The 12572-nt window shown below is 45.5% G+C and carries 11 protein-coding genes; 3 read left to right on the top strand and 8 right to left on the bottom strand.

The window, feature by feature from the left end; genetic code table 11:
• Window positions 1-49: 49 nt before the first annotated feature.
• A complete protein-coding gene (gltS, locus tag PG915_RS19420; protein ID WP_353500042.1) occupies window positions 50-1276 on the bottom strand; it encodes a sodium/glutamate symporter in 1227 nt (408 codons plus the stop codon).
• 361 nt (window positions 1277-1637) lie between these two features.
• Here gltS and PG915_RS19415 point away from each other — a divergent pair, with 361 nt between their 5' ends.
• Window positions 1638-2360, top strand: a complete 723-nt coding sequence (locus tag PG915_RS19415; protein WP_353500170.1) for a DUF4344 domain-containing metallopeptidase — start codon at window positions 1638-1640, stop codon at window positions 2358-2360.
• Window positions 2361-2373: 13 nt separating this feature from the next.
• Window positions 2374-2760 carry a thiol-disulfide oxidoreductase DCC family protein gene (locus tag PG915_RS19410; RefSeq protein WP_353500041.1) on the top strand — a complete coding sequence of 129 codons (387 nt, stop codon included), beginning with the start codon at window positions 2374-2376 and terminating at the stop codon, window positions 2758-2760.
• A 57-nt stretch (window positions 2761-2817) separates the two neighbouring features.
• Here the strand turns inward: PG915_RS19410 and PG915_RS19405 are convergent, their stop codons facing one another.
• Window positions 2818-3693, bottom strand: a complete 876-nt coding sequence (locus PG915_RS19405) for an NAD(P)-dependent oxidoreductase (protein WP_353500040.1) — start codon at window positions 3691-3693, stop codon at window positions 2818-2820.
• A complete protein-coding gene (locus tag PG915_RS19400) occupies window positions 3690-4613 on the bottom strand; it encodes a LysR family transcriptional regulator (protein ID WP_353500039.1) in 924 nt (307 codons plus the stop codon). Before PG915_RS19400 ends, PG915_RS19405 begins: the two co-directional genes overlap by 4 nt.
• Window positions 4614-4700: 87 nt before the next feature.
• Between PG915_RS19400 and PG915_RS19395 the strand changes: the two genes are divergently transcribed.
• On the top strand, window positions 4701-4943 hold the full coding sequence (locus tag PG915_RS19395) for a DUF2798 domain-containing protein (protein ID WP_042499975.1): 243 nt from the start codon (window positions 4701-4703) through the stop codon (window positions 4941-4943).
• A gap of 48 nt (window positions 4944-4991) precedes the next feature.
• On the opposite strand, the gene PG915_RS19390 is transcribed toward PG915_RS19395, so the two are convergent.
• From PG915_RS19390 to PG915_RS19370, 5 genes are all read right to left on the bottom strand, one after another.
• Complete coding sequence (locus PG915_RS19390) at window positions 4992-8030, bottom strand: EAL domain-containing protein (protein ID WP_353500038.1); 3039 nt, start codon at window positions 8028-8030, stop codon at window positions 4992-4994.
• A 231-nt stretch (window positions 8031-8261) separates the two neighbouring features.
• The gene (locus PG915_RS19385) at window positions 8262-8978 is read right to left on the bottom strand and encodes a YebC/PmpR family DNA-binding transcriptional regulator (RefSeq protein ID WP_353500037.1); all 717 of its coding nucleotides are present in this window, start codon (window positions 8976-8978) and stop codon (window positions 8262-8264) included.
• 85 nt (window positions 8979-9063) lie between these two features.
• Window positions 9064-9273 (bottom strand): DUF3283 family protein, encoded by a 210-nt coding sequence (locus PG915_RS19380; protein ID WP_338167070.1) that lies wholly within the window; start codon window positions 9271-9273, stop codon window positions 9064-9066.
• A gap of 179 nt (window positions 9274-9452) precedes the next feature.
• Window positions 9453-9653 carry a PA3496 family putative envelope integrity protein gene (locus PG915_RS19375; RefSeq protein ID WP_353500036.1) on the bottom strand — a complete coding sequence of 67 codons (201 nt, stop codon included), beginning with the start codon at window positions 9651-9653 and terminating at the stop codon, window positions 9453-9455.
• A 502-nt stretch (window positions 9654-10155) separates the two neighbouring features.
• Entirely contained in the window at window positions 10156-12126 is a 1971-nt protein-coding gene (locus PG915_RS19370) for a replication initiator protein RctB domain-containing protein (RefSeq protein ID WP_353500035.1), read from the bottom strand.
• Window positions 12127-12572: the final 446 nt, after the last annotated feature.

The raw sequence follows: 12572 nt of genomic DNA, 5'->3' as shown, positions 1-12572 counted from the left end.
GTCTCGCAAAAGCGAGACTTTTTATTACTTTTCTATGTTCAGCAGAGAGTTAGCCAATCACAGCAATGAACCCTTGAAGTATGACTAGATTAACGATGTCGATAAAGAACGCACCAACAATAGGCACCACCATAAAAGCTTGAGGAGATGGGACGAAGCGGTTAACAATTGAGCCCATATTCATGACAGCCGTTGGCGTCGCACCTAAGCCGAAACCACAATGTCCACCCGCAATCACAGCACCATCGTAGTTTTTACCCATTACACGGAAGGTAACGTAGTAAGCGAAAATAGCCAGAACGACAGATTGAACACCAAGGATAATTAAGAATGGGATCGCCAAGTCAAAGATATTCCACAACTGCAAGCTCATCAGAGCCATCGCTAGGAATAGAGATAGGGAAACCGTACCGAGGATATCCACCGTCTCTGCATCCACTTTATAGCTTTTTGTCACTTCGCAAACGTTAGTAATGAACACACCAATAAATAGAGCGTAAACAAAGTCGGGGATCATCAGCCATGAGATTTCAAAGGTGTTGACCCACTCGTGTAGATACTTAGCGCCTGTGACACAGATAAGCAGAATAAACAGAACCTCAACCACTTTTTTAGCAGTTACTCGATCACGTTCATTTTCGTTGTAAGTAACAAGCTCAGGAAAACGTTCGTGGGTATCATTGCCACGACCGTATTCTGACTCAAAATCATTTTTGTCTATCAAGCGCTGTGCAACTGGACTGCCAATAATACCGCCAATGATGAGACCAAAAGTAGCTGAAGCCATGGCAATTTCTAGGGTATTCGCAATGCCGTAAGTTTCAGTGAACGTCGTAGACCAAGCGGCGCCGGTGCCGTGACCACCAGAAAGAGTGATAGATCCGGCAATTAACCCCATCAAAGGTTCAAGACCAAGCATAGTGGCAAGGCCAACACCGACACTGTTTTGTATAATGATGTAAATAGAGGCGATCGCCAGGAACACAAAGACTTTGGCACCGCCTTTCATCAACTGAGTGTAATTAGCTGCTAACCCCACGGTTGCGAAGAACATCAACATAAAGGTTTTCTGTAACGGAAGAGAGAACTCTAAATTGATATTGTTGAAGTGCAACACAGTAATAATGATGGCGACGATCAAGCCACCGACAATGGGCTCTGGAATATTGTACTTGCGAAGCGCAGGTAGCTTACTGTTGATGATGTGACCAAGAAAAAGAACGCTGATTGCGATCAAAAAAGATTCTAACGTGCCAACAGAGATGGTGTTGTTCATATGACCTCTTTTTTTGCTGTATCGCTCATCTTCCTTAATGAGGTTTCGATTCGATATTGTAGTGTAGTAAAAATAGGATAGCTGGCGATCTCTGCAAAATCACCACACGACCTTGTTTCTATATCCATAACTTTTTGAGTGCCGAGGAAGCGTCGACATAATGACAACCCAAACGACTCGCGATGGGTGTATTGAAGCCTTTGAGACACCGAGAGATGCTTTAGGCCAAAAGAATAACTACACTGGTTAAGGCCGGATGGTAACACAATCTCGCAAGATCGACTAATTTGACAAATAATACAAACAATAAGGGACTACTGTGAAAAGAATTGCTCTCGCAACTGGATTACTTCTTACCCACATGGCGTATGCTGAAGTCGCTATTAATTACCAACAACCACAATCTTCCACTGACAAAACCGCGCAGCAGGCAATCAAAGAAAGCGGTGCAAATGAGTTGCTAGTCGAACTGTCCAACGACTACTTCTCATTCAATCAAGCGCTGACCATCCAATATGGCGGCGAAGACGGTCCCCTCTATGATCCATCAACGCATACTGTGCACATGCCGTACGCGTTTTACACCGATTCTCTCAATTACTTCACCAAAAATGACTATCAAAATCGATTTGGTAAACCTGCGCAACAAGATGCCATCGACACTCTACTCCACACTCTACTTCATGAAGCCGGGCATGCTTACATCGCCGATCAAGGCATTCCTATTTTAGGCAAAGAAGAAGATGCCGTTGATAATTTTGCTGCGGTCATCATGCTGAATTACGTTGAGCAAGGTGCCGATGCCACCATCAGTGCCGCAGACATGTTCGCGTTTGAGTCTGAAGATAGACCCGACTACTATGATTTTTACGAATACATTGGCGAGCACAGTTTCGACTTGCAGCGCTATTTCAGTACCTTGTGCTTAGTTTATGGTAGCGATCCTGACAACCACGCCAACCTGCTCGATGAGATTGAAAAAGACTATCTTGATGAGCAAAAAGATAAGTGTATCGCCACGTATCAAGAGATCGATTACAACTGGAAGCAAGTATTAAATATCGATACTAATTCCAGTAGTTAATCATTGAGGTTCTATGCCGACATCACTCATCCTGTTTTATGATGGTCACTGTCCACTTTGCGTGAAAGAGATGACCGCTCTGAAGAAGCATGACACGGATAATGTTATTCAGTTGGTCGACATTTTCTCTGAGACCTTTGAACGCTACCCAGACATTGACCCAAAATCTGCCTCTGAGAGATTGCATGCCTATGACGAGAACGGGGTACTTTTGGAAGGGTTAGACGTCACGTATCAAGCATGGCGTCTTGTCGGCCGAGGACACTATTACGCTTTTACACGCTGGCCACTGTTAAAACCAATATGTGACTGGTGTTACTTGAAATTTGCCCGTCACCGCTACACGGTGTCGGGCTGGCTAACAGGCAAAAAGCGCTGTGACAATTGTCGCATCGATTGATGAGTCGACAAGTCACAGCCTCTCAACATCCCGCTCACGCTATTTACACTGTAAAGGTTATTTGTGCGCGTCTGCACGCACCGCTTTAAACAATACCGACGTGTCAGAGCGCCCTTCGCCTGACTCTGACAAGGCGCGATAACGCTCGATAGATTGCAGAGTCAATGGCAACTCTATACCCTGCTTTTGAGCTTCATCCAGACAGAAACCTAAATCCTTGATCATCCAGTCGATGGCAAAGCCAAAATCATATTGGTCTTTGTCCATGGTTTTGGCACGATTTTCCATCTGCCAGGAGCCTGCTGCACCATTTTTCAAGCAATCCACCAACGAAGGAATGTCTAAGCCACTCTTTTGAGCCAGTAGTAAACCTTCTGAAAGCCCCGTAAGCACGCCAGCAATACATACTTGGTTCACCATTTTTGCACGCTGACCTTGACCCACATCTCCCATCAGTACCGAAGACTTGCCATAAGCATCAAAGAGAGGTTGAAGGGCATCGAAGGTTTGAGCGTCACCGCCACACATAATGGTCAACACACCATTTTCCGCGCCCGCTTGACCACCAGAAACCGGAGCATCCATAAAACGAATCCCAGCACTTTCACATGCAGCTCCCAATTCTTCAGCCAAGGTTGCCGACGTCGTAGTGTGATCAACGAGCACCGAACCCGATTTCATTGATGCGATCGCGCCCTGCTCTGCTGTCGTCATCTGACGAACATCATCATCGTTACCCACACAGACAGCCACAACATCCGCATCTTTGACACATTCCGCAACTGACTCTGCATATTGTCCTGCGTATTCATTCGCCCAGCGCTGCGCTTTTTCTGTCGTGCGATTAAATACACACACCTCAAAGCCTGCTTTCACTAGGTGTCCTGCCATTGGGTATCCCATAACGCCCAGTCCAATAAAACTTACTTTCATTTCGGCTCCTTGTTTATTTGATTCGGATTAACGGCCGTGTCCATGTGACGAGCGGTTGCAAGAATCGCTTCTATCAGGGCTTTTACGGCTTTAGGTTGATACTGTCTGCCTTTGTACACCAAAAAGGCCTGACGGTCACTACGGTAGTATTCAGGAACAACATGAACGAGATTAATGTTTCCCGACACGTGCTTGAGTGGCAATGACGCCACTCCAAGCCCGCGCTCGACAGCATCAACCAAGGCTTGGATATCATTGACAACCAATCTTGGTTTCAACTCAATATCTCCAACGACTCTCCCATCGTTGACCACTTGGATGCGCCTAGCATCATCAATTGTGAGCCAATCGGCTTGCTCTAACTGTTCCATTGTTTCAATTGGCGCATGCTCATCAAGATAGGAAGCACTAGCAAAGAAGCCGTGTTTGGCGGTAAAGAGTGGACGGGCAATAAGATCTTCCATGTCAGAGGTATCAAACGTGATCAAAAGCTCTCGATCGGTTTTTGGTTTGCTTTGATCGTGATTCAACGCCAGATCAATATGCACATTGGGGTAGGTCTTTAAATACTGTTCCACAATCGGTGCAATAAATGAATGGTAGAAACTATGGGGTACCGCTAATCGAACCCTTCCTGCGACCAGATCGGTTTTCTCCGTCACGTTGTTTAGCCCGATTTCTATCTGCTCGACGCCACTGCTCAGTTGGTCGAATGCCATTTTGCCTACCTCTGTCGGCGCAAGCTCACGTCCATGCTTCTCAAGCAGTCTTAGTCCAAGCTTTTGTTCTAACGAGGAAATCCTTCTCGACACTGTCGACTGAGGGAGTCCCAAGCGATTCGCAGCCGCCAGTACAGAGCCCTCCTCGACGACTTTACAAAACAAGTAAACGTCATCAATGTATCCAAATATGGAATCCATAATCCTAAACAACCGTATTTTTTCAGGTAATGACTAGGTTTATACTTTTCTCATCAAAACACAAGCAACAAATAGAAGACACATAATATGAGCAAAACACAATTCTGGTTAACCGCACTACTGTCGTCACTCACAATGGCGACAATGATGTCAGGCATCATTTCGGGCTACAAAATGGGTTTCAGTGCAGAATGGCCTGCCGTATGGGCGAGCAGTTTTATGGTTGCGTGGCCATGTGCACTGTTACTGAATCTGACCGTACTGCCAAGAATCCGAGCATTTGCCGCATGGTGCTGTCAGCCAAAAACGATCAAACAGTCGAAAGCATGATCAAGGCATTCACCTTGATCATGCTTTCATAAACTCGAGATAGGTTGATTAGATATCAGCGTAAGAAGGCTGCGCCACATGTCTGATTGGCCCTGGCCTTGCGAACCAAAAGCCCTGGAACATATCGCAATTCATCTGCTTGAGTTTCAAGTACTGCGCGTGGGTTTCCACCCCTTCAGCCACAACATCGTAGCCAAATGCATGAGACATGGTGATCACTGACTCAACAAGGGCGCTATGCGCTAAATCGGTTTCGAAATCGGCAATAAAACTGCGGTCAATCTTAACTTCATCTAAAGGGAGTTGCTTTAACATAGAGAGTGAAGAGTAACCGGTACCAAAATCGTCGAGAGAAATACGAATACCCGCCGTTTTTAGCGTGTTCAGCGCTCGAAGGCACTGTTCAAAGTCACTCAATGCAACGCTCTCAGTGATCTCCACGGTAAACTGAGACGGTGACAACTCATGGGACAGAATGGTTTGAACAAACTCTATCGCAAAATGTGGGCGACAAAGTAAGCTCGAACTCACATTGATCGATACACTTATGCCGTCATCGATCAACTTATTTGCTAGATCCTCACATACACGCTTAAGCACAAACTCACTCAGTTTAACGATAAGTCCAGATTCCTCAGCCACCCCAATAAAAAGCTGCGGTGAAATGTATTGCCCGTCTTCATCTTTCCAGCGCGCGAGTGCTTCAACACTGACCGCCCCTACTCCTTCTGAGCTGTAGATAGATTGGTACCATACATCAAGATCGCCATTGCCAATCACTCGCCGCAGTTTCTGCTCAATGGTTAGCAGTTGCTGACTTTCTTGCTCCAGCGTCGAGTCGTAGAGCGCCGCCTTTCGACTTTTCGAACGCTTGGCTCGATACATGGCAATATCGGACTTTTTAATCAGTTCATCCGCGCTATTCGCATCAAAAGGATAAAACGCTATCCCTAAACTACCCTGGGTGCTGAACTCACTGCCATTGACGAAAAACGGCTTCTCTACCGCTCTCAGAATGCGGCTAGCAAGCTCTAAAGCCTGAGCTGGTGTCTCTACATCACACATCAATAGAAACTCATCACCGCCAAATCTCGCAATCAAATCGTTTCGTCTCACAACTCCTGAGAGCTGTTTGGAGACATGCAATAGCAAGGCATCGCCCACATCATGGCCATAGGTGTCATTGACGAACTTAAAACGGTTCAGATCCATCAACATTAGCGCTAATGGACGCTCTGTTTTCTCTGCAATATGCGCCTTAAGGCGATCGGTCATCATACGGCGGTTGGCAAGCCCAGTCAGCGGGTCATGATAGGCTAATTGACGAATTCTATCTGCAGAGTGCTTTTGCTCAGTGATGTCCGACATGGCACCAAGAAATCGAACTGGACGACTAAACTTGTCGCAAATCACTTTACCTGTAGAGGATACCCACACATAGATACCATCCGTTCGTCGCAATCTAAACTCCACTTTAAATGGGATTTCTTGCTCGATTTGAGCCAGTAATTTCTGCTCTAAATCGTCAATATCGTCGCTGTGCACCAAATCGAAAAATGCGCGACTGGTCAGCACTTGCGTGTTCGGTTCACCGTTGTCGAACTTGAGAATATCGTTCCACCGGCTACTCCATATCAGTTTGTCAGTCAGTAAGTCCCAATCCCAAATTGCGTCGTTCGAAGAATGGCTCACCACCTGCAATTGATTCGCGAGATCGCTTGAGATCTGCGCTCGGCTTTGCGAACTCTGCAACAGCAAATCACGCTGCAAGAACAGTGCAAGCATATCGAGGTAATTGTGATAACTGGAAAGTTTCGCAAGATCAGGCTGGCCTTCAATCGGCTCTACAATCGCCATCACTTCGGTGCGAACCTCTTGCCTATCGGTGACACAAAGTAAGGTCATCACAAATGACTCAGGGAGTGAGTACAAACTGCTGACGGGAAAGGTTTCCGTCGGAAAGTGAATGCCTTGTTCAACGCTACTGAGGTGACGGCCATCGGTGTGCGCATAACCGACAACACAACTGTCGATACCCGACTTCGCACCATTGATTGCCCATGCAACCGGTGTATCAAACAAACAGCTAGCATTCACGATGGAAGAGAACCCGGATTGCCCTTGTGAATAGAGTGTTTCGTGCAGTTCAGCGGGTGAGCGCTCAGAATGACTGAGCAATTGATTACGAATAGTAAAGTGTGGATTGTGGCTTGGCCTTGTCGCACCGCAAGATTGGCGCACAACCATGGACTGCTCAATCAAGCCAAGATCGCTCGCGAAAGGTGCACCTGATAAACGCATCATCAATCGCTCTACGGCGGCAACGGAGAGGCGTTCAAGTTGCTGATCCACTGTCGTTAATCTTGGCTGCGTCCGTTCGCCCATGAAAATATTGTCAATCCCAACAATCGCTACCTGTTCGGGAACGCGAATGCCGTTTTCAGACAAGCTTTCCATCAGGCCGACAGCAATATGATCGGTGGCACAGATGACCGCGCTGCATGGATCATTATCTTGCCAATAGCGCTCATACGCTTCTCTGCCCCCCTGCAAAGCGGTATTACTGACATTGAGAATGTGTCGTTTCGTAATCGCATTACCATTACGCTCGGCACGTTTCTGAAACGCCTTAAAACGCATTCTAACGTCGTTAACTGAGAGATCGCCACAAAACCCTATATCAACATGTCCAAGCCCAACTAGGTGGTCGTACAGCGCGCTTACGCCACTCGCTTGGTCACTCGATAGAGATTCAACCGCCAATGGGGAGTAACTGGCCGCCACAGAGATCACAGGTATTCCTCTCTGTACCGCTTTTTCCACCAATGCACTAGCGGACGCGTGCAGTACGACAATAAGCCCATCGATGTGATCAAAAGCAAAGGGAATATCAAAGTCGCGATTGTGGCCAACACGAAGAAATATCAGATTGATTCCGTGTTCCGCACCGTAGGCTCTAAGTGTGCTGGTGATTTCGCCCATGTAGAAGCCACTTAGCATCGGTAGAATAACACCGATGGTCGGCTTGGGATGGCGACGAAATAACACTTTGTGACCTTCATTGACCATAGTGTGTGTATTGTCCATGATATTGATTGTTTTTGCTGTCTGCGTTATTAGCCTGATATCTGACCATTCATACAGTAAGAAATTTTGTGCCTATCGAGCAGTGTCGGTTGATAAAAGTGTTAACAACCACACACTCGGTAGTGGGGAGAGTTTTGTAAATTTGACCGAGTTAGCGTTCCCCAAGATCCAAAAAAGGAGCCAACCGAAGTTCGCTCCTTTTCATCACTATTTAGGGGTAAAGTGCCCTAATTATTGCTCAGCGTTATGGTAAACCTGCTGAACATCATCACAGTCGTCTAACATATCAAGGAACTTCTGGAATTTCTCCGCGTCCTCGCCAGCGATTGCAGTGTGCGTTTGTGGCACGAAAGTGATTTCTTCTACATCTAGCGTCAGTTCTGGGTACTCAGCAGTCAGCGCTGTTTTTGCTTTGAAGAATTCAGTGTGAGGGGCAAATACCGTGATCACGTCATCTTCAAGCTCGATATCGGTCACATCAACGTCGGCCATCATTAAAGCTTCCAGTACCGACTCTTCATCGTCGCCTTTAAACTGGATTACAGCTTGGTGATCAAACATGTGTGCTACGGTGCCAGGGCTACCAATTTTAGCGCCCGTCTTAACGAAGCATTGACGAACATCCTGGAAAGTACGGTTGCCGTTGTCGGTTAGACAGTCAACGATCACGCTCACACCACCTGGACCAAAACCTTCATAACGTGCTGGTTGGTAGTCTTCACCACCACCACCGCTGGCTTTGTCTATCGCTTTGTCGATAACATGCGCTGGAACTTGATCTTTCTTTGCTTTAGCAATCAGGTGCTTAAGCGACAGGTTCATTTCAGGATCGGCACCACCGTTTTTAGCAGCAACGTAAATCTCTTTACCGTACTTGGAATAAACTTTAATTTTTGCGCCTTGTGTCTTCGCCATTGAGGCTTTGCGCACTTCAAAACTTCTTCCCATTGGGATGTTCTCTCTAATTCAATTTAACGCGGAGGATTTTAGCAAATCGTCGTCACAATTCAATTCTATGCGGCAACGAAGAGTGTTACATCACTCCCATCATCTTTTTGTATTTGTCGACACACGCCTCAAACCATGCTTTTTCAGCGTCATCCTGAATGCGTTCTAGCTGTTCGCGAATCGCTTCAGGGCCAGCTTTGGCTTCCTTCATTTGCCACACAACATAAGAGGCTTGCTTATCAAGTTCCACTTTGTTTTTTTCGGCAGGGGGAAGCAAAGAAAGGTTATACGACATGGTTCTCTATATCGGTTAGTGTGGCAAGGCTGAGAATATAGCACCCTTGGTGTAGCAAACTCAAATGAAAGCCGTGACTACACGCTTTGATATTACGCCGAAATTAGGTGTTAGATAGAATTAAGGGTGGCTTATGCCTGCCACCCTACTCTTTTGCTCCATCGCTACTCAACCGTAGCTTAGTGGATGAGTCCTAGGTCTCTCGCTTCTTCCAGCGATAGACCACTCTCTCTGATTTCTCTTAATGCTTCAATGCGGCGTCGTGCATCAGCGGATTTCGCTTGTTTTGCAGGACGAGATTCCTCTTGAAAGTCCTCAGATTGATCCCACTTATTGGTGATGGATGTCATTTGGTCATGGTCGATTGAATTGATGGACATTGTTACCTCCTGATGAACCATGTCTGGACACCTAATCTGTAGCAAACGACAAAATTGTTGTTAAGAAAAACTGAGTCAGAATGTGATTGGCTCGGAAATTCTCATCAGAAGTATTAGAAAGGAGTTTATAAACTTTGAAATCCGCAAAAGACGGCAGTACATTTAGGAGATTCCACCTCGGAAAATTGACTTGATCCAGATCTCCTTTTTTTAACGCAGTCCCTTGATGTTATTGCCCTTAAGCCCAATGCAACTTTGAGCATAATGGTGAGTTTTTGATAAAAAAAAGCGAGTCCAAACGAACTCGCAAAAAAATATATCAGAATGAATGTAACAATATGAGCCAATCTACTTATTTCATTAGAAAGGACAAAAGGTTGTCTATTCGGGATAAATAATAGCCAGAGGCACTGTCTATTATGTCAGCTGACTGTCAGCGTTATGTGTAAATACCATCAATACTAAAAACCTATGTAACAAGGTTTTTCACTATTGGAAATCGTTAAACCGAAACCTCGTCCAACACTCGGAACACCGACTCATCGATATGGCCTTCGTGCACTTGTTTACATACTTTCTTACGTACCGCGAGTGCTGAAATCAACCTTTCGATAGATAGGTGCTTATTCTCCTGACGAGAATTATAAAGCTCTACCACGCGGCTCAGTACCTCATAAGCGATGATATCCCCATCTACACGCAACCAATCAAGCTTCTCCATGAGCTCAGAACACTCTTGTTTTATCGAAGCTATAGAATGACCCGTCATGGCAGACAAAGCGGTTACACTGCGTTCTAGAGCCTCTGGTGAGGTGTACTTCGATAGAATGATGGTAATCTCATCTGCATTGATCTCTACTAAATGCTTACGTTGCTTAACTCGACGGCCTAAATTGCCTCTAGGAGAGGGCGCTTTACGCTGGATAGGCTCAAACTCACCATCAATGATGGACGACAGTTCATCGAGCTGCTTGCGAGTCACGAGTTCATTTCGTAGTGGGTTAGGTAGCGTTGGAGCCATATTACGTTTGCCCGCATTGGTGGTACGAGCACGTGAATAACGCAACACTTCTTCCACGTCACAGCGGATATCGACTTGGAAATCGGGCAGTTTTGCATCGGGATCGTGGCACGTCAGCGTCAAGTGATAGCCCCATAAATTGACATCAAACTTATTCGGAGACTCCACATGTTCAGCAAGGTTACGAAGTTCGCGCAGCAAATCCATTGAGAAACGGCGCCATTCAATATTGCGCGCCAATTTCTGATTCAAATCTGTCAGCATCAATGAATCGGTATGACGACGAGCCATACGGCTACGAAAGTATGAGTAGAGTTGGAAAACGAGCGTGTGCTGCTTCAAGATCTCTGGTGGGAACAAGAAGAAATAGTCACGAGTAAGCAACTCTTCATAGAATGATGGCTCCCATACCAAAATGTAAAGATTTGGCTTGATCTTGATCTCACCATCCGCGCCTTCGCGAGGTGCTTCTTCAGATGCAGTGATCGTTCTGGCTAAAAATCTAAAGCGATCACTTTTAAAGCCTTCCGGCATGTTTTCACTGAGCCAACGCCCGGTCAGTTCATGTAACTGAAAGTCGGTAAATTCAATTCGATCGATGCTATCGCGAATCGAGTCACGCGCTGGACCACTGTCTTTTTTGCCACGCAATGACAGGATATCAGTAATGTAGAGTGGCGTTTTGTTAGGCACGTGCTTCGCATCAAGATGATACTCCTCATGATGATGATCATGATACTGAACAGTAAGAGTAAACAACGCAAATAGTGTCATGAGATCATCAACAGTCATGATGTTCTTGGAAGAACGTGTTTCGATCACGGCTTTCGTTCCGGAGATCGAGACCATTGATTTCTGATAACTTTTACGAGTTCTAGGTGGTGCGAGCGCTTGATCGATGATCCCTGCCCAGTTTGTGGGGGAGACAACAAACTGATCCGCTTCATCACGCATAGCTGGTGGCGTATATAAACCGTGCTCGTTGAGAAGGCGTTTGTTTACTTGAGTTTGAGCAAGTGCTTTGGATTTTTTCTGCTTTTCGGATTGTTTAACGGATTCTGTCACCAAACTCGTTGCACCAAGTACTGACACAAGTTGATTGGGATTGATGAAGCGATGAAGCATCGTCTTACCTGCCAATCCTTCTTCAAATCTTACACCATGCTGACTGAACAAACCGATGTTTACTGCGGCACGTAATCGCTGTTGAATCGCTGCACGAGTCAACTTGCCATCCGTTGCGTCAATCAGTTCGGTTGTTGAAACAAAACCGTCTTTAGAGCTGAATCCGCGTAGGGAAATTAGATTCATTAACTCAAGGATGCTTTTGGTTACCCCTTTGAAATGTTGATATTGTTCGATCCAATCAACGGCTGTTTCCGTGACTTCAAAAAGGTGTCCGCCTTTGTGATCCCTTGGGGATCTAATCAAGATTTTATCTTCACTGCTCATGGTTGGATCTAGATCACATTATCCGTAAATTCGATATTGTTCCATAGGATAATGAAATTTGGATCATAAATAAAGCGCTATTTTGTTTATTGGCAAAAAGACTGATCTTTATGATTATACTGATCTAATTTGATTAAGTGATCTTATGATCTGTGAAATAAAATGCCTTTAAGCCACTGAAATTAAAGCAAATCACTAAGCTCTCCTATGGAACTATGATCAACACGATTACGAAACCATGATCATCATATTTTGAAAGCATGATCAACTTGTCCCGAATGCATGATCACCGCATTATTGAAAGCTTGATCATCATAGCTTCGGATCAATGATCATCATCTAGTGACAAGTTATCCACAGAAATGGTAGAAAAGCTGTGTGTAGATTAGAGAATATCTTGGTCAATCCTCTAGTTTTACTCCGAAAGCATGATCAAGTGGTGTGTG

This window comes from Vibrio sp. CB1-14, from assembly GCF_040412085.2.
In the GTDB taxonomy this organism is placed as follows: domain Bacteria; phylum Pseudomonadota; class Gammaproteobacteria; order Enterobacterales; family Vibrionaceae; genus Vibrio; species Vibrio chaetopteri.
This window is presented reverse-complemented; position numbering and strand designations above follow the sequence as displayed.